Here is an 18,814-nt window from a genome sequence, read left to right as displayed (position 1 = left end):
AAATAGTCATAATATTAATCAAAACACAGGCAACTGAAATGGCACGTAAGAATCAAAAAGCGCCATGGGAACCAGAAGAAGAGATCATCTGGGTAAGCAAATCCGAGATGAAGCGAGACATGGAAGAACTGCAAAAGCTAGGTGAGGAGCTTGTCGGCCTCAAACCTGCAGTTCTCGAAAAGTTTCCATTGAGCGAAGACCTGCGAGAAGCAATTGCAGACGCACAACGCTTTAAAAACGAAGCACGTCGTCGCCAATTACAACGTATTGGTAAGTTGATGCGTTATGAAGATCCAGAGCCAATCCAAGCAGCGTTGGATAAGATTCGTAACAAGCACTCTCAATTAACGGCGGTATTCCACAAGCTTGAAGCTCTGCGTGATCGCGTGGTAGAAGAAGGCGACAAAGCCATTGATGACGTAATGGAAATGTACCCAGAGGCGGATCGTCAGCGTCTACGCCAATTGGCTCGCCAAGCAGCCAAAGAGAAAAAAGCAGGGAAACCAGCAAAAGCGTACCGCGAAATCTTCCAGATCCTAAAAGGTCTGAACGAAGAAGAGTTTTAATTCGACGGTTCGATGCCAACAAGCATGCAATTAACGAAAAAAGCAGACATGATGTCTGCTTTTTTATCTTTTACTTAAATGTCAGCGTTACACCAAGCGATTAATACGCTCTCCGCGCTCGAAAGCGTCAATGTTCTCAATCAAGATTTCCACTAAACGTTGAATCGAAGGGTCACTGCCCCATGCAACATGCGGTGTAAGTAACAAATTAGGTAAACCCATATTGGCAATCAGCGGATTGCTCTCATCAGCTGGTTCTTGTGTAAAAACATCAAAACCAGCCGCAGCAATTTCTCCCTGTTTTAGGGCATCCACCAGCGCTTGCTCATTCACCAAGCCTCCACGCCCCGTATTAATTAGAATGGCGTTAGGCTTCATTTGCTGTAATTCTGCTTGACCAATCAAATTCTGAGTATGCTTGTTGAGCGGACAGTGCAAAGTCAACGCATCAGAGCGTTTTAACACTTCCTCAAACGGTACATAACCAGGTCGGCATTCTGATGCACCTTTACGCTCAGCAAAGATCACCTGCATGCCTAGCGCATCAGCTAACTGTGCTGTCGCTTGCCCTAAAGCGCCGCTGCCAATAACACCTAGCGTGCTACCACCTATATCCCCGATTGGGTGCGTAAAAAAGCAAAACTGCTTATTACGCTGCCATTCGCCAGCGGCAATATCTTGATGGTAACCAAATAAATTTCGGCGTAAAGCAAACAGCATCGCAATCACGTGCTCAGGCACCGAACGTGTCGCGTAACCACGTACATTGGCAACCGCAATATTATGCTTAGCACAGTAGTCCACATCGACGTTGTTAAAACCAGTTGCGGCAACCGCGATCATCCGCAATTGTGGTAGTTGCTCTAATATATTTTGGTCAAGCAGGACTTTATTGCTAATCACGATATCTGCATCTGCTAACCTTTCTATTACCTGCTCTGGCGCGGTTAAGTCGTACTCACGCCAGTAGTGCTGAAAGCTAGGTCGTGGGATCTCAATATGTTCTGGGATGGTCGCACGGTCCAAAAATACGATGGTCGGCAAAGACATAACAACTCCTTGTTCACGGCTGAAAGACAGGATACATCAACCACAGTAACGAAATAGCGAACTAGAAAGAACCGTTGTTGACTGCGGCTGGCATTAAGGGTGTGGCAACGTTTTATAATCAGGCAATGTACGTTCTGGCGAAAAATAGTTAAAGATCGCCGCCTCGGCTCCAGGATAAAAGTCACAAGGTACAAAAATACTACTCAGCTGATCCGTGGCTGGGTGATAAAAACTTAGCTCCGCAGCGTGCAGCTCTAAACGTTCTGAAAACTGATACGCCTCTTCAGTTGCATAAAATTCATCACCCACAATTGCATGACCAATCGCCATCAAATGCACGCGCAACTGATGCGATCGACCAGTAATGGGGAGTAACCGCACAACGGTCGTATGGGTGCCATCTGGATGCACTTCACGCTTCACCACTTGGAATAAAGTTTGAGATGGCTTGCCGTCGTCGAAGCATACTTTTTGTCGCGGACGATTTGGCCAATCACAAATTAATGGAAGGTCAATATTCCCTTCTTGCGGCTCGACATGCCCCCAAACACGTGCGTAATACACCTTGTGGGTGAGACGATATTGGAACTGCTTTTTTAATGCTCGCTCCGAAGGTTTGTTTTTCGCCAGCAGCATCAACCCTGATGTCGACATATCCAAGCGATGCACTACTTGGATTTCTGGATGCACTTCCTTGAGGCGGCTCCACATGCTGTCGTAATGCTCTGCAAGTCGACCAGGAACAGACAGTAACCCAGATGGCTTATTCACTGCCAGAATGTCGTCATCCTCAAAAACGATGTCGACCCAAGGGTCGGTGGGAGGGGTATACTCAAGCATTGCCATGGGAGATCTCTACAAAATAAAAACGCCGCGATTATATAACCAAATAGCACCCAAATGCAGGGTTATGACGAAAAGTTCAAACCAATAAAACAAAGTCAATCCTTTAGCATAAAAACTAAAAATAGCACGTTGTAAATTTAGTTTGACAACAAGACGCATAACTGAATAGAGTGCTAGATGCACACAGCATGATATTCGCAAAGAATACTTAAAATAAATACATCAAAACACAGCATTTAAAAGACATTACCGTTGCGCAGTATAGGGCGAGCGCTCAGCTTGTCATGTACTGCGATATGTATCTCTTTAGAAAGATACATAAGATAAAAAGGACAATAAGCAATGGACTCCGCCGTTATAGATAAACCCCAATCCAAACTTTCCTTATTTTTTCGTTCGCTAGGCCCCGGCATATTAATGGCATCTGCTGCGGTGGGTGGCTCTCACCTCGTCGCATCAACCAAAGCGGGGGCGATTTATGGCTGGCAACTGGCGGCGCTGATTCTGCTCGTAAACCTGTTTAAATACCCTTTTTTCCGAGCGGGCGTACAGTACACCATGGGGACAGGGCTCACCTTGGTTGAGGGCTACGCGAAATTAGGTCGGCCTTATCTATGGCTATTTCTATTTCTGAGCGTGGTCTCAGCCGTAATCAATACCGCCGCTTTGTTGATGTTTAGCGCTAGCTTGCTGGGCTACTTCATTCCGTTTTCACTATCAATGGCATCACTCAGTATCATTGTGATTGTCACCTGCCTGATCATATTATTTGCTGGCCATTACAAAGCGCTCGATACGCTATCTAAGGTGATCATGTCGGTGTTAACCATCGCGACTTTACTTGCCGTTTCTATCGCCTTTGGTAACCCTGTTGAGCAAGTGGCCAACTTCGAGCCACCGTCACCTTGGTCGATTGCGGCAATTGGCTTTATCGTCGTAACAATGGGCTGGATGCCAGCACCGATAGAGATCTCCTGCTTGACCTCTGCGTGGTTAAAACGCCAATCAAGCCAGCAAGAAGTAACATACCGCTCTGCTCTATTTGACTTTAATGTCGGTTATATTGGCACGGCTTTTCTTGCCATTATCTTTGTATCATTAGGTTCTTTGATGCTTTATGGCTCTGGCGTTGCGCTTGAAAGCTCTGGCGTTGGCTTCTCCCACCAATTGGTTGGCTTATATGCGGCAACAATTGGCGAATGGTCTCGTTACTTAATCGCGGTAATTGCGTTTTTCTGTATCTTTGGCAGCACGATTACCGTTATTGATGGCTACTCACGCGTTATTTCTGACTCTCAACGTCTACTGCGCTCACAACCAGACACTAACCCTAAAGCCACGTCAGCGATCATGCTGGTGGTCGCCTTACTTGCATTAGGTATTGTGGTTTTCTGGGCTTCTGCGTTATTGCCTATGCTGAACTTTGCGATGATCCTCGCCTTTATGACCACGCCATTCTTTGCTCTGCTGAATTACACATTAGTGAGCAAAACCGAGTTACCTGAACCTTTGGCTGTTGGACCTAAATTGAAGTGGTTGTCGATTGCTGGTTTGATTTACTTGTTTGGCTTCTTGGCTGTATTTATCTGGTGGAAGTGGTTGATATAAATTACTTAGCTATGAGTGAGTAATGCATTCTGCATAAAGAAACTAAACCGCAAATAAAGAAAAAGGTCTTCAACTGAAGACCTTTTTTAATGAGCAATAAATGCTTACTTAGTTGTGGCTCACCACAATCAAACGTAGCGAATCGAGCTGCACTTGAGCTTGGTTGATGTAACCAGTGAGCTCCTTAATTTGTGCATCAATGGCTTCAATTTCTTCATCACGAATATTTGGGTTTACCGCTTTCAGTGCTTGCAAACGCTCAAGTTCTGCATTCAAGCTATGCTGCATATCTTGATGAGCTTGCTTGCGTACTTCCTCAACCTTCGCTTCGATAAGACTATCCCCCGCTTCAATTAAGCGGTGTACGTCTTTCTGTACCGACGTGACCAACTTGCTGCCTAAGTGACGGTTTACAGGGCTGAGCTGGCGGTTAAAGCTTTCAAATTCCACTTGAGCAGACAAGTCATTGCCACGCGAGTCCATCATCAAACGGATTGGCGTTTTCGGTAAGAAGCGCGCGATACCACTGCGTTTTGGCGCTTGCGCATCTACCGCGTAAATCAACTCAAGAAGAATGGTCCCGACTGGTAGCGCTTTGTTTTTCAAAAGAGATACCGCAGACGTACCCACCCCTTCACTCATCAGAAGATCGATACCACCCTGGATCATTGGGTGCTCCCAACTGATAAAGTGCATGTCTTCACGAGATAAAGCCGTATCACGATCAAACGTGATCGTCGCTCCTTCGTATGGCAGACCTGGATAGCTTGGTACCATCATGTGCTCAGATGGGGTCACAATCAGTGCGTTTTCACCTTTATCGTCTTGGTTCAAGCCAATCGTATCAAAAAGAGAAAGTGCGAAGGTGACCAGATTGGTATCACCGTCGGTTGATTCAATTTTCTCAACGATTTGTTGAGCTTTTTCTCCGCCATTTGAATGCATTTCTAACAGGCGATCACGGCCTTGCTCCAATTGGGATTTCAGCTCTTTATTCATTTTTGCTGACGCTTCAATGATCTCATCTAGCGTGCTGGTATCACCAGAAGCAAGGATTTCAATCAGATCATCAGAGTACTTATCGTAAACGGCACGGCCTGTTGGGCAAGTTTCTGCAAAAGCGTTTAAACCTTCATCAAACCAGCGAGCAAGAATGGCTTGCGAGGTACCTTTCAGGTAAGGAATATGAATGTCGATGTCACGGTTTTGGCCGATACGGTCCAAACGACCGATACGTTGCTCAAGCAAATCTGGGTTGAATGGCAAGTCGAACATGACAAGTTGGTTGGCAAACTGGAAGTTACGGCCTTCAGAGCCGATTTCACTACAGATAAGAACCTGTGCACCACCTTCTTCTTGCGCAAAGTAAGCGGCTGCTTTGTCACGCTCAAGGATCGACATACCTTCATGGAAGACGGTCGCACGAATGCCTTCACGCTCACGCAGCGCTTGCTCCAATTGCAGAGCCGTACTTGCACGAGAGGCAATCACCAGAATTTTCTCGCTGCGCTTCTCTTTTACCTTTTCAAGTAACCAATTCACGCGCGAGTCAAACTGCCACCAGCTTGCATCATCGCCTTCAAATTCTTGGAAAATTTCTTCCGGGTAAAGGTTCTTCATCGCACGTGCTTCAGAACTCATCTTACCGCCGATCATCCCAGCAACACGCATTGACGTGGTGTATTGCGGTGGAATATCCATTGGCATCAGGTGCACGTTACGCGCAGGGAACCCTTTGATAGCCGCACGTGTGTTACGGAACAGAACTCGTCCCGTACCGTGACGATCCATCAAGTTGTCGATCAACTCTTGGCGCGCTGACGCTTTCGCTTCTTCGTCCGCTTCACTTTCGATAATGCGGAAAAGTGGTTCTACGTCTTGTTCAGACAACAACTCAGTAATCTGGTTTTTCGCTTCATCAGGCAGTTTTTCACCAGAGAAAAGTGAAGTAATCGCATCCGCTACAGGCGCGTATTGCTCTTCTTCCTCGACAAACGCTTCATAATCGTAGAAACGGTCAGGATCCAGCAAACGCAGACGAGCAAAGTGGCTCTCACGACCAAGCTGTTCTGGCGTTGCCGTCAGTAGCAGTACGCCCGGAGTGCGTTCAGCCAAGCCTTCCACTACTTGGTATTCACGGCTCGGTTTATCTTGGCTCCACTCAAGGTGATGCGCTTCATCGACAACTAATAGGTCCCATTCGCCTTCCAGTGCTTGTTCAAAACGCTTGCGGCTCTTGCGTAGGAAGTCCAAAGAACACAGCACGTATTGCTGGGTATCAAATGGGTTTTCTGCATCCGCGAATGCTTCGATACAACGCTCTTCGTCAAAGATAGAGAAATGCAGATTGAAACGACGCATCATCTCAACCAGCCATTGATGCTGCAGTGTTTCAGGCACCACAATCAAAATGCGTTCAGCACGGCCAGACAGCACTTGCTGGTGGATGATCATGCCCGCTTCGATGGTTTTACCCAAACCAACTTCATCCGCCAGTAATACGCGTGGTGCGTGACGACGGCCAACTTCGTGCGCGATGTAAAGCTGATGAGGGATCAAACCTGCACGCATACCACACAAGCCACGCATTGGACTCTTATGCTGCTCAAACTGATTGGTTAGCGCACGGTAACGCAGAACAAAGTTGTCCATGCGATCGATTTGACCGGCGTACAACTTATCTTGAGGTTTATTAAAACGAATTTGGTTGCTCAGAAAAATCTCACGCAGAACAACGGCGGTTTCTTGCGTGTCTTCACGAGTACCGAAATAGGTGTATAGGCCTTCATCTTCCAGTACTTCTTCAACTTTTAGAGACCAACCTTCTTGGCAGTCGATGACATCACCAACGTTAAAGGTGACTCGGGTAACAGGTGCATCGTTACGTGCGTAAACTCGGTTTTCCTCTGACGCTGCAAACATCAATGTCACAGTACGAGCATCCATTGCTACAACGGTACCTAAACCTAAATCGCTTTCCGTATCGCTAATCCAGCGCTGCCCCAAAGCAAATGTCATGAATTGACTACCTCGTTATTAGTTCTTGATTCGTGTTTCTTGTTGGTCTACTCATGCCCGTAGGCATGGATAATAGTTTAGATCTGATTCTGGCTTCTGCTATGCCGATAGCATTCGTCATTCCAGTATGAACTGAGTATTTTTAAGCCAGCTCAACATGATAAATCGGACGTAGCCTATACGCAGAAAAAGGTCGCTAATCTTACTTGAAGCTGTGATTTAGGTCACGCCGAAACCGCATCAAGCGGAAACTTTTTTTCCCAAACTATAAATGCAATCAAATTGTAAAATACTCATGCCAATTATTAAGTTGTAGAACGTAAATATTACGTATACTTCTAGTGAGGGGCGTTTAAAACCATTGCATATGATTTAAGCGCGTTAGTACACGATTAGGATCAACACGGGTTTGCAGTAAGTTGTCTTGCTACTCGGTTGCACACTAACCGACATCAGCCCGACAACCTCTATTGCAAGCAATCAGAGTTAGGCCGCTTCACACCTATTTGAGAATGACCTAACCACTCGCATGCAGAGCCGTATTACGGCAAGGAGACGCTATGGGCGATACCGATCGGAAACTGTTTGTACTTGATACCAACATTCTTCTTCATGAACCCTTTGCCATCTTCTCTTTCCAAGAACACGATGTCGTTATCCCCATGACCGTGTTGGAAGAACTCGACCGAATCAAAGACAGCAAACGCGATGTCGCAAGAGACGCTCGCGTGGCTATTCGCGCTTTGGAAGATTTGTTTAAAGAAGCAACGCCCGATGAAATTTCTGAAGGTATTCCTGTTTCTAAAGACAGCCCCGACCAAGGCACCATTTCCATTTTGGCGGATTTCGAACTGCAGGAAACCGTCAAAGCCTTCGCCGACAAAGCCGGTGACAACCGCATACTCAATGCGGTGCTTTATCTGCAAAACAAACGAGCACCACGTGAAGTGGTACTGATCACGAAAGACATTAACATGCGTCTGCGCGCCAAAGGCGCTGGCGTACGTTTTGTTGAAGACTACCGAACCGATCAACTGATTGACGACATTCAATACCTCACCAAAGGCTTTCAACTGCGTGAGGGGGACTTCTGGAGTGATATTGAGGAAGTGGAAAGTTATGCGCTGGGCGGAAAAACCTATCACAAGCTCAATCGTGAACCTTTTGAACCAACCTTTATTAACCAATATGTGATTGATGAAGACAGCGACTTTGCTGGCCGCGTGGAAACCATCAATGAAGACAAATTAACGCTACTCGACCTGAGCCGTGAACGCATGATGCACCGTAAGGCTTGGGACATCACACCAAAAAACATCTACCAAGGAATGGCGTTGGATGCCTTACTTGACCCGGATATTGACCTAGTGATTTTAACCGGTGCCGCTGGTAGTGGTAAAACGCTATTAGCCATGGCAGCAGCACTGGAGCAAACCATTGAAAAAGGCATGTTCGATAAAATTATCGTGACGCGTAACACGCCAGACATCGGTGAATCCATCGGCTTCTTACCCGGCTCAGAAGAGGAGAAAATGATGCCGTGGTTAGCGGCGGTGACCGATACCTTGGAAGCGCTACATAAACACGATCACTGCACTGAAGGCTCATTGAAGTACATCTGCGATAAAGCCAACATTCAATTTAAATCGATCAACTTTATGCGTGGCCGTTCGATCCAAAATGCGTTTGTACTGCTTGATGAGTGTCAAAACCTCACCGCATCACAAATCAAAACCATCATCACCCGCTGTGGTGAAGGAACAAAAATCGTCTGCTCCGGTAACTTGGCGCAGATTGACTCTCATTACCTCACCCCAGTGACATCAGGGTTGACGTACATGGTTGAGCGCTTCAAGAACTTTGAAGGCAGCGCAAATATTCACCTCAACGGCGTGGTTCGTAGCCGCTTGGCGGAATTTGCTGAAGAAAATCTATAATCGACACCGACTCACAAAGCAAAAGAGCGCTCTAATGAGCGCTCTTTTTATAACGATTCGAATGAGTTACTCAGTGCCACCCACCGTCAGTGAGTCCAATTTCAAGGTCGGCTGACCAACACCAACTGGCACACTTTGACCTGCTTTACCACATACGCCAACGCCCTTGTCGATACTTAGGTCGTTGCCGACCATAGAGACTTGCTGCATGGCTTCGATACCTGAGCCAATCAACGTCGCACCTTTAACAGGGCGCGTAATTTTACCGTTTTCAATCAAGTACGCTTCCGATGCGGAGAATACAAACTTACCCGAAGTAATGTCCACCTGACCGCCACCAAAGTTTGGCGCATACAACCCTTTCTCTACCGTCGAGATGATTTCTTCTGGCGTATGTTCACCTGGAAGCATGTAGGTGTTGGTCATACGCGGCATCGGCAAGTGTGCATACGACTCACGACGACCGTTACCTGTTGGGTTCACACCCATTAACCGCGCGTTTAGCTTGTCTTGCATGTAACCTTTCAGCACACCATTTTCGATAAGCGTGTTGTACTGGCCATTCACCCCTTCATCATCCACATTGAGTGAACCACGAAGGTCTTTTAATGTACCGTCATCAACAATGGTACACAGTGAAGACGTCACTTGTTGACCCATTTTGCCAGAGAAAACCGAAGATTCCTTACGATTAAAGTCACCTTCTAGGCCATGACCTACCGCCTCATGTAGCAATACGCCTGGCCAACCTGAGCCCAATACCACTGGCATCATGCCTGCTGGTGCGGCTTCTGCTTCAAGGTTTACCAGCGCCATGCGAATCGCTTCGTCTGCATAATGGAAAGCTTGTTTCACACCATTGCTTTCCGTTAAAAAGAAATCGTAACCAAAACGGCCACCGCCACCAGCGCTACCTCGTTCACGTCGTTCACCTTTTTGAGCGAGCACGCTAATAGACAAACGCACCAAAGGACGAATATCGCCTGCATAAGTACCGTCTGTTGCCGCAACAAGCATCTGCTCATGCACACCGCTGATGCTGATCGAGACTTCTTTAATCAATGGCTCTTTAGTGCGGATGTAAGCATCTAGAGATTTGAGCAACTCTGTTTTTTGCTGCTTTTCCCACCCAGCTAATGGATTCACAGCCGCGTAGTACGCTTGGTTTTCGGTGCGTTTAAACGCTTGGACTTTGCCATTTTGCCCTTGTTGAGCAATACCGCGCGCCGCCATTGCACTCTGCTTCAGACCTTCAGGCTGAATTTGATCAGAGTAGGCAAAGCCGGTTTTTTCACCAGTTACCGCACGAACACCAACACCACAATCAATGTTAAAAGAGCCATCTTTGATGATGCTGTCTTCTAGAACCAGAGACTCGTGCCAGCTGGACTGAAAGTAAATGTCCGCATAATCGATCTGGCGCGTCGCAATGCTGGCAAGCGTGTCAGCAATGTCTTGTTCTGTCAGACCATTTGGGGCAAGGAGTGCCTGTTCTATTTGGTTTGTGCTCATAGTTAGCTCTTTTATTTCCGTCTCAATTCATTTTGAAAGCGACTGTGTTGAGTCAGCGGCATATTCTGCCTTACTTGTTGGCTCTGTGACAAATCTATCTCTGTCACTAACAAGCCTACTTCATCCTGAAGCTGTTTATGAATACGTCCCCAAGGGTCAACGACCATTGAGTGTCCCCATGTTTTTCGTCCACATGGATGCGTTCCAGTTTGTCCGCTCGCCAAAATCCAACATTGTGTCTCAATCGCTCTAGCTCGCAATAATACTTCCCAGTGAACTTGCCCCGTCACAGCGGTAAACGCAGCAGGCACCACAATGATATCCGCGCCTTCTTGGCGTAATACTTTATAAAGCTCAGGAAAACGAAGATCGTAACAGATGCTCAATCCAACGCTGCCGATATCGGTTTCCGCCACTACAATTTGATTACCCGCCATAAACGTATCCGACTCACGATAACTACCATAACCATCGGCTACGTCGACATCAAACATATGCAGTTTGTCATAGTGAGCAATGCATTTACCGTGCGGCGGCAATACAAGCGTTGTGGTCGTGACACCTTTTGCGGTTTGAATGGGCATGCTTCCGACAATCAGTGTTAACTGGTTCTTTCTTGCGATTTCAGAGAGCCGCTGTTGAATCATGCCACTCCCAAGTGGCTCTGCATGTTGATGGTACGCTTCGCGGTTGGCAAACAGCACCGTATTTTCAGGGGTAAGGACAAGCTTGGCACCTTGCTTACTCGCCAAAGCACACTGTTTTTCAATAAAGTCCAGATTCGCAGTGATATCTGGACCCGATGTCATTTGAATAATGCCAACACGTTCCATGTGTTTCCTCCCTATTCCATTTTAGTCGGTGAGTTATTTCGCCTGTTCACGCAGCTTTTCTGGCAGTTTGTATTCACCTTTACTTCGAGAAATTTCTTTTACCGTTGGTGAGTCTAGTGGGCCTTTCACTTCATAATTGACTTGAGTGAAGACCTCAACCACCGGAGAAATCACTGTTGAGATGGCTAAAACATACAACGCGGTTTGTGGCGCTACTGCAAACGCGGTCAGCATTGGTAGGCCTGATGTGATGTCTGGGGTGAACTTCACTTCCGCATCGACCATTCTGCTGTTCATATTGGCGATGCCGCGGATCTGCATTTCCCCTGCTAACGCATCCATCACGATATCGTTGGTGATAAATATGCCATCTTGGATCTTGCCCGTGCCTGTGATCGAGTTAAACGCCATGCCTTTATCGAATACGTCGGTAAAGTCGAGCTGCATCTTACGGATAATAGAATCCAAGCTGAACAAGCCTAACAAGCGTGCCGCACCACTGACTTCACTGATCACGCCTTTACCAAATTCCGTTGAGACATTCCCTTGCAACGTTTGTGTCTTCATCGACCAAGGCGCGCCGTCCCATTCCATATTGGCGTTGATCTCAAATGGTGCCTGCTGAATACCCGATGTGATACCAAAGCGCTCCATAAGATCAGTGTTGTTATCACCTTTCATTTTCATGGTTAAGTTGGAATGGCTACTCTCTTTTGTCAGATCCCACCAACCGCTCATATCAATGCGGTTTTTGCCGCTGCTAAAGGTGATATTTTTCCACTCCAAACGGTTCTCGCGACGCTGCAAATCAACATTCACCTTCCCCACTTTGTAACCTTGCAACCAAAAATCATCGATGTTCAAAGTTAAGTTTGGCATCTCAGCGTGAAACTGGCGGTCAAAATTGGTAATCAAAGGCGCGTTTTGATCCTCACTGGCAAAGAGCGAACTGCGCTCTTTGGTCATCTCTTCAAACCCTGGAATATACAGGTGCAAGTGCTCCAAAGAGACCGATAAGTCATACGGCTTCAGATAGTTAGCCTTACCTTTAACCTCTTGACTGTCCACATCGAGTTGCCAGCTCAAATTCTTTTTGCTTGCGGAGAAGTCCACATCATGAAACTCAATCCCACCAAGCTGCAAGTTTGGCGTTTCAACATCAATCCGTGTCGGCAATGGAATACTCGGCGTCTTCATGCTTGCCAGAACAGATGAGGATTGCTTACCTTCCGAGCCCTGAACCAGCTCTGCCCACTGGTCTAAATTAAGCTCAGCGACACGCACTGATGCATCGTGTCCGACAATAGGGCTGATCCTGAAACCACCTTTACCGACCATTAAATGAGTCGCCGTCAGAACAGGTACATCGCCAGTTATATCTATCTCGGTTTGATACTTAGCATTTGGTATCTGTAGTCTTGCTGAAATGCTTTCTTGGTTGCCGGATGCCTGTAGTTTTGCTTGCCCGGACTCGCCAACTTGTTTCGCTAGCGGATAGGGATATTGACTCGCTAAACGATTTAGCTGCGCCAACACATCAAGTTGATAGGTGAAGCCTACATCATTAAGTTGTAAGTCAATGTCCATTTGCCACGGCGCATGCCCAGAAACAAGCTTTAACCAACGCTCACCAACATAAGGTTTGAGAGGCTCAACGTCCCAATCCCCTAATGTGTTAATCGTCACATTGTAGCCCTGTTCCGCACTCTCACCACGAAAATCGAGGGAGATAGGCTGGGTAAGCAACTCTGCAGACAAACCCGATGTGGTGACCACATCATTATCGAAGTGGATACGCCCTGTGGCTTTCTCCAGCGTCATTGGCGGCGCTTCAATATCGACACGATTTTCTGTTAAATCGGCATAACCCCAAGCACGGGACTCTTTTTCAAAATCAAACGGAATGTTGAGCTGGAACTCAGAGTAAACCGGACCACTCACTTGCAGCGCCGTCAACGCTGCCCCAACCGAGTCCACCAATGGCGTCGCCATCATGTAGTCACGAACTTCATTACCCGGCGCGCTCGCTTTGGCTTCAATCTCAATGTGTCCACCTTCCGCCAACTCAGGGATTCGCCCGGTAATACGCTTGGCATGGACACCATTTAAAGTGGCAGACTTTGAATCCAAATACATGGCATCATTTTCAAACAGCAAGTCCAGCTGCAGATCCGTGATGGTTGGCCACGCCGTATCAAAGCTAAATTTAGCGTCTTTTAAACCGACCCACGCCTGAAACATGCCATTATGATCTTTGTAAGGAAAATCCCCTAACTCACCATACCACAGCAGCTTAGCCGTATTCACTTTACCGCCTTGAATCGCAGTCGATAGGTAATCCGTTAAGTCTTGTCCGAGTGCCAGAGTCGGCAGGTAACGCCATGTTTCACCTGCGTTATATAGATCTGCTTCAGCATAAAACGATAAAAATGGGCTTTGTTCTTTTGGAAAATCAAGACGGAATGCTCCTAGTACTTGAAGATCCGGTGTCGCTGCCGTCACTTTATCAGACCACAAGCGCCAGCCGCTCTCATCTTGCTGCCAGATAATATCGACTTCACCTTGTTTGATATTCAGCGGAGCTTGAAATACATCACCGTACGGAAAGACATCATCAATGACGGTTACTTTCGCTTTGGCTTGATCTAAATCACCAGATACACTGCCCTGTACATGATGGAATCCTGGTAGCAGTTCCCATTGCGTCATCGCAAGTTCATCCAGTTCCGCGGAGTAGCGTAACGTGTCTAAACCACCGTTCATGGACAAGCGAACATCTTCAACTCGGCCTTTCGGTGCCAATTTGTTGATAAGATCACTGGTCGATTCCGACTCTGGAGCCAATTTGATGAGCGGAATAAGTGCTTCGATATCGAGTTGAGAAAGGTTGAGCGTCCAACCATTCGGTTGCCAATCAAACGCTGCGTCTAATTCCGGCCAAGGGGTGTTGTCGGTTCGGATCCGAAGTGAGTGACCATTTACTTTCCAACCTTGTTTATCTGGTCGAAGATTGAAAATACCTGACTCGATAAACAGCTCATGACGACCGTTTTCATTCCACACCAGCTCAGAAGGTAATAGTTCAACATACGCATCATTCGGTTGGCTGTGTTTCAGCGTCAGCCAAGTGTTTAAGCTGACCTTACCCGACTCAGCACCCGACTCTTCTTGCATGTAAGTGGTTAACCAAGGCGTCACTGAGACATCTTGGGCACTCACGTAAAACTCACCAGACACATCACGCAGCGAACCATGGTCTTTAAAGTTAGCGCTCACTAACAATGAATTCAGACGAACATCGGCAATGTTCACGGTGCCTTCGGCTAAGTGGTGCTTGCCTTGGTTGCTCCAACGGAGCTGCTCGATATCTAAACGGCGAGTCTCACCAGATACCGATTTATACCAAATCCGTGAGTCGGTAATGGTGAAGTCTTCAAACTGACGTAAAAGAAGTGAGTCGAGTTGGTCGATGAGCTTCACTTCGCTCTTGTCCACACTCGGCTCCTGCTCTTGACGACTAGAGGTCGGCAGAATGTCTACGGTGTGAATATCCAGAGCGAGGTTATGGATGGTGAGGTCTGCGACCACCGGTTTGAGTTGCAAAAGAGATTGAATGAGATCGAATTCAATTTGGATTTCTTCAACGGCAAAGCGTGCATCCTGAATATTCGGCAGGTTAGCTTCTAAACCGAGTAGCGCGATCGAGGGGTGATTATTGCGCCACGTCCCTGCGACATTGGCGATAGAAAAGTCAAAACCTGTGTCCTGCTTGACCCAGGTTTTGATCTCATCTTGGAAGTGGTTAAGCTGTGGCAATGTGACGCGCAGTGTGGTTACTAATATGGCCAATAACACCAGTACAGTAACTAAACTCCACGCACAAAAACGCCCAAAACGGTTAACACCAGAATTCACAAATGTTCCAAATTACATCATTACGACGTCAAACTGTTCCTGAATGTACAGGGGCTCAGCCTGAACTCGCACTTGCTTGCCAATAAATACTTCGAGCTCAGCCAATGCATGCGACTCATCACCCAACAGCGCTTCAGCAACAAACGGCGATGCGTACACAACAAAATTATCGGCGTCGTAAGCACGGTTTACACGAGTAATCTCGCGTAATATCTCAAAGCACACGGTTTCAACCGTTTTCACACTGCCACGGCCCTCACAAGTAGGACAGCCAGAACACAAGATATGTTCAATACTTTCTCGTGTGCGCTTACGCGTCATCTCGACTAAGCCGAGCTGAGTAAAGCCGTTGATGTTGGTTTTTACTCGGTCTTTAGCCAGTGCGGTTTCCAATGAGGTAAGCACTCGCTGACGGTGCTCTTCAGACGCCATATCGATAAAGTCGATGATGATGATACCGCCAAGATTACGCAAACGCAGCTGACGAGCAATAGCTTGCGTTGCCTCAATGTTGGTATTAAAGATGGTCTCTTCAAGATTACGACGACCAACAAATGCACCAGTGTTGATGTCGATAGTTGTCATGGCTTCAGTTTGATCGATGATCAAGTAGCCACCCGACTTTAGCTCAACCTTGCGCTCTAAAGAACGCTGAATTTCATTCTCGGTGTCGTACATGTCAAAGATTGGCTTGTCACCTTCGTAAAGCTCAAGCTTGTCTGTTAACTCAGGTACATACTCAGAAGTGAATTCTTTCAGGTTTTCATATTCGAGGCGGGAGTCGACCATGATTTTATCGAGCTCTGTGCCGACAAAATCACGTAGAATGCGCTGGGCTAAACCAAGTTCACCGTAAAGCGTTGAACGTGTTTTGTATTTTGAACGACGCTCCATGACTTTTAGCCACAAGCGCTTAAGAAATGCCGCGTCTTGAGAAAGCTCTTTTTCATCTGCGCCTTCCGCTGCGGTACGAATGATAAAACCACCGTGCTCATCACAGTAATGATTCACCACTTTTTTCAGACGCTCGCGCTCTTTCTCACTCTCAATACGCTGCGAAACACCGACATGACTGGCCCCCGGCATAAAAACAAGATAACGCGAAGGTAAGGTGATATCCGTCGTTAAACGCGCGCCTTTCGTACCGAGCGGATCTTTGACCACTTGTACAACAATGTCTTGTCCCTGACGTACCAGCTCAGAGATATCACGGACTTGAAACTGCTGTTTTTCGTTCTCTGCCACACATTCGGTATGCGGGACAATATCTGACGCATGTAAAAACGCCGCTTTATCTAAACCGATATCGACGAAAGCCGCTTGCATACCTGGCAGTACTCGGCTGACTTTGCCTTTGTATATATTGCCCACAATGCCACGACGCGATTCGCGCTCGATATGTATTTCTTGTAGTACTCCACCTTCAATCATGGCCACACGAGTTTCACTCGGGGTCACGTTAAGCAGCAATTCTGCACTCATGTGCACACCTCAAAACAATTATAAAAATTCTTGAATTAGCTGATCGGTTTCGAACAAAGGTAAGCCTACTACAGCGTGATAACTGCCTTCGATTCGGGTGACAAATCGCCCTCCGAGTCCCTGAATACCATAACTTCCAGCTTTATCGCATGGCTCTCCTGACTGCCAATATTGTTCGATTTCTTCGTGAGTCAGTTGTTTGAACCACACGTCAGTGGTGACGACCACTGAATGTTGTTGTTCCGATGATACGACGCTCACCGCAGTCATCACTTGATGACGACGACCGGATAAGTCAGTAAGCATACGCTTTGAATCTTCAAAACTTTTTGGTTTTTCTAGCACACGGTCATCGCATACTACGACCGTGTCAGAGCCCAATACAACGGAATCAGGCTTAGCTAATGCTAAGCCTGCCTGAGCTTTTTCCAAAGAAAGACGCAGCACGTACTCTCGTGCCTGCTCATGAGCCTGTTTAGCTTCCTCAATATCAGGCAATACGATCTCAAAGTCATAACCTAGTTGAGCAAGCAGCTCTTTTCTTCTCGGAGAACCCGAAGCGAGAACGAGAGATAAGCTTTTCTTCACCGCTTTACCTTACGTGCCATGCACGACGAACTCGTCGCATTAATAAAAACATCCATGGCCAAAGTATACAGTTTATTGCCGCCGTCCACAGAGATAATGGATTAAATACTACGTCCTGGTTCAAATATTCCCCACAGAATATCAAAACTTCCAATAGCGCAGTAAAAAAGGCAATTAAAATCGACTGTTGCCACAATGCCATGTTACGAATCAATAGGAAATTCAACGCCACCAGATAGATGACAATCGACATCATCATGCCGCGAATTCCAAGCGTTGATCCGATCAAGATATCCCATAATAAGCCCAGCACTAGCGCGGTTCCAACGTTCACTCGGTGCGGCAGTGCCAACACCCAATAACACGTGACAAGGAACAACCATGATGGACGTAAAACATCTAACACACCTGGCCACGGAATGGTTTGCAATACCAGCGCAACGAAGAAACTGACACCAATCACCATTCGGCTGCTCACTACATTATTGGCCATCAGTTACCTCTTGTTCTTCTTGCTCTAACCCTTCTTCCACATTGGATCGCAGCACTTTGTGTTGACGATCTTCATTCGGCCAAATCAGCAGTAGGTAACGTAAGCGATCAAACTCTACAACTGGCTCAGCCTTGATTGATGCAAACTCTTGGCGCGTATCGTGATCCACATTGGTAACCGTCGCGACTGGGTATCCCTCTGGGTAAATTCCACCTAGGCCGGATGTCACCAATAGATCGCCAACCTGAATATCAGTACTGGTTGGAATGTGCTCCAGTTGGATTTCATCCATTTCACCATTGCCCGACGCGATCACTCGAATATCGTTACGGATCACCTGGACAGGAATCGCATTTTTCGCATCCGTTAGCAACAGAACACGTGCGTTGTGCGCTGCGACAAACGTGACTTGACCAACAATGCCTTTTTCGTTGATCACTGGCTGTCCGACGTACACACCGTCTATTTGTCCTTTATCAATCACCACTTGATGACGATAAGGTGAAGTATCAACCGCCATCACTTCAGTTACGACTTTCTTTTCATCCCGGACAAATGAAGAGCCTAACAATTTGCGTAGACGTTGGTTTTCTTCTTTATATTGATCGAGCAAGATCAGCTCGCTTTTCAGGCGTAGCACTTCTCGCTTTAAGTTGCGATTGCCTTCAACTAATGCCTGACGAGTATTAAAACGTTCAAATACGCCATCGAACATGCTGCGAGGCAAATTGGCTGCGTATTGAATGGGCGCAACCATACTGTTCAATAAGTATCGGACGTTGGAAAACGTATCTAGACGACTATCAGCCAGCATTAAGCTCGCCGACACGATGACAGCAAAAAACAGACGTAATTGCAGAGACGGACCTCTGCCAAAAATCGGTTTCATCTTGTTTTTGACCTGATTGCTTCCATGATTATTGAGCCTTACTTGGCAACCTAAAAATACTTAAATAAATACTTTTA

General features: G+C 46.8%; 13 protein-coding genes. 3 read left to right on the top strand and 10 right to left on the bottom strand.

Annotated elements, in window-relative coordinates; translation table 11 throughout:
- Positions 1–38 precede the first annotated feature (38 nt).
- Positions 39–566 (top strand): ribosome biogenesis factor YjgA, encoded by a 528-nt coding sequence (yjgA, locus tag L3V30_RS20340; RefSeq protein ID WP_005396253.1) that lies wholly within the window; start codon positions 39–41, stop codon positions 564–566.
- An 87-nt stretch (positions 567–653) separates the two neighbouring features.
- Here yjgA and L3V30_RS20335 read toward each other — a convergent pair whose 3' ends face one another.
- Together L3V30_RS20335 and L3V30_RS20330 are read right to left on the bottom strand one after the other, a co-directional pair.
- Positions 654–1,616 (bottom strand): D-2-hydroxyacid dehydrogenase, encoded by a 963-nt coding sequence (locus L3V30_RS20335; RefSeq protein ID WP_237309672.1) that lies wholly within the window; start codon positions 1,614–1,616, stop codon positions 654–656.
- A gap of 93 nt (positions 1,617–1,709) precedes the next feature.
- A complete protein-coding gene (locus tag L3V30_RS20330; protein ID WP_085344289.1) occupies positions 1,710–2,462 on the bottom strand; it encodes a pseudouridine synthase in 753 nt (250 codons plus the stop codon).
- A gap of 342 nt (positions 2,463–2,804) precedes the next feature.
- Between L3V30_RS20330 and L3V30_RS20325 the strand changes: the two genes are divergently transcribed.
- Positions 2,805–4,070, top strand: coding sequence for a divalent metal cation transporter (locus L3V30_RS20325; protein WP_225462001.1), 1,266 nt, complete (start codon positions 2,805–2,807; stop codon positions 4,068–4,070).
- Between the two features lie 108 nt (positions 4,071–4,178).
- Here L3V30_RS20325 and rapA read toward each other — a convergent pair whose 3' ends face one another.
- Positions 4,179–7,088, bottom strand: coding sequence for an RNA polymerase-associated protein RapA (gene rapA / locus L3V30_RS20320; protein ID WP_237309670.1), 2,910 nt, complete (start codon positions 7,086–7,088; stop codon positions 4,179–4,181).
- 560 nt (positions 7,089–7,648) lie between these two features.
- Here rapA and L3V30_RS20315 point away from each other — a divergent pair.
- Positions 7,649–9,025: a PhoH family protein gene (locus tag L3V30_RS20315; RefSeq protein WP_237285307.1), complete on the top strand. Its 1,377-nt coding sequence runs from the start codon at positions 7,649–7,651 to the stop codon at positions 9,023–9,025.
- A gap of 66 nt (positions 9,026–9,091) precedes the next feature.
- On the opposite strand, the gene tldD is transcribed toward L3V30_RS20315, so the two are convergent.
- Genes tldD through mreC form a run of 7 tightly spaced genes read right to left on the bottom strand, consistent with a single transcriptional unit; the run spans position 9,092 to position 18,737 of the window.
- A complete protein-coding gene (gene tldD / locus L3V30_RS20310; RefSeq protein ID WP_170892775.1) occupies positions 9,092–10,537 on the bottom strand; it encodes a metalloprotease TldD in 1,446 nt (481 codons plus the stop codon).
- 11 nt (positions 10,538–10,548) lie between these two features.
- A complete protein-coding gene (locus L3V30_RS20305) occupies positions 10,549–11,370 on the bottom strand; it encodes a carbon-nitrogen hydrolase family protein (RefSeq protein WP_237285305.1) in 822 nt (273 codons plus the stop codon).
- A gap of 33 nt (positions 11,371–11,403) precedes the next feature.
- Complete coding sequence (locus tag L3V30_RS20300; protein WP_237309668.1) at positions 11,404–15,285, bottom strand: YhdP family protein; 3,882 nt, start codon at positions 15,283–15,285, stop codon at positions 11,404–11,406.
- 12 nt (positions 15,286–15,297) lie between these two features.
- The gene (gene rng / locus L3V30_RS20295) at positions 15,298–16,767 is read right to left on the bottom strand and encodes a ribonuclease G (RefSeq protein WP_005381138.1); all 1,470 of its coding nucleotides are present in this window, start codon (positions 16,765–16,767) and stop codon (positions 15,298–15,300) included.
- 18 nt (positions 16,768–16,785) lie between these two features.
- Positions 16,786–17,355, bottom strand: a complete 570-nt coding sequence (locus tag L3V30_RS20290) for a Maf family protein (protein ID WP_048626847.1) — start codon at positions 17,353–17,355, stop codon at positions 16,786–16,788.
- Between the two features lie 4 nt (positions 17,356–17,359).
- Positions 17,360–17,848 (bottom strand): rod shape-determining protein MreD, encoded by a 489-nt coding sequence (gene mreD / locus L3V30_RS20285; RefSeq protein ID WP_012841380.1) that lies wholly within the window; start codon positions 17,846–17,848, stop codon positions 17,360–17,362.
- A complete protein-coding gene (mreC, locus tag L3V30_RS20280; protein WP_046873599.1) occupies positions 17,838–18,737 on the bottom strand; it encodes a rod shape-determining protein MreC in 900 nt (299 codons plus the stop codon). Before mreC ends, mreD begins: the two co-directional genes overlap by 11 nt.
- Positions 18,738–18,814 lie beyond the last annotated feature (77 nt).

The sequence above is a fragment of the Vibrio sp. A1-1 genome, assembly GCF_021728175.1.
Lineage (GTDB): Bacteria > Pseudomonadota > Gammaproteobacteria > Enterobacterales > Vibrionaceae > Vibrio > Vibrio diabolicus.
Note: the sequence above shows the minus strand (reverse complement) of the source record. Positions and strands in the feature narration are given on the sequence as shown.

Bases quoted from the DNA above. Each gene is read 5' to 3' on its own strand.
- yjgA (WP_005396253.1), top strand. From the start codon at position 39: ATGGCACGTAAGAATCAAAAAGCGCCATGGGAACCAGAAGAAGAGATC.
- L3V30_RS20335 (WP_237309672.1), bottom strand. From the start codon at position 1,616: ATGTCTTTGCCGACCATCGTATTTTTGGACCGTGCGACCATCCCAGAA.
- L3V30_RS20330 (WP_085344289.1), bottom strand. From the start codon at position 2,462: ATGGCAATGCTTGAGTATACCCCTCCCACCGACCCTTGGGTCGACATC.
- L3V30_RS20325 (WP_225462001.1), top strand. From the start codon at position 2,805: ATGGACTCCGCCGTTATAGATAAACCCCAATCCAAACTTTCCTTATTT.
- rapA (WP_237309670.1), bottom strand. From the start codon at position 7,088: ATGACATTTGCTTTGGGGCAGCGCTGGATTAGCGATACGGAAAGCGAT.
- L3V30_RS20315 (WP_237285307.1), top strand. From the start codon at position 7,649: ATGGGCGATACCGATCGGAAACTGTTTGTACTTGATACCAACATTCTT.
- tldD (WP_170892775.1), bottom strand. From the start codon at position 10,537: ATGAGCACAAACCAAATAGAACAGGCACTCCTTGCCCCAAATGGTCTG.
- L3V30_RS20305 (WP_237285305.1), bottom strand. From the start codon at position 11,370: ATGGAACGTGTTGGCATTATTCAAATGACATCGGGTCCAGATATCACT.
- rng (WP_005381138.1), bottom strand. From the start codon at position 16,767: ATGAGTGCAGAATTGCTGCTTAACGTGACCCCGAGTGAAACTCGTGTG.
- mreD (WP_012841380.1), bottom strand. From the start codon at position 17,848: ATGGCCAATAATGTAGTGAGCAGCCGAATGGTGATTGGTGTCAGTTTC.
- mreC (WP_046873599.1), bottom strand. From the start codon at position 18,737: ATGAAACCGATTTTTGGCAGAGGTCCGTCTCTGCAATTACGTCTGTTT.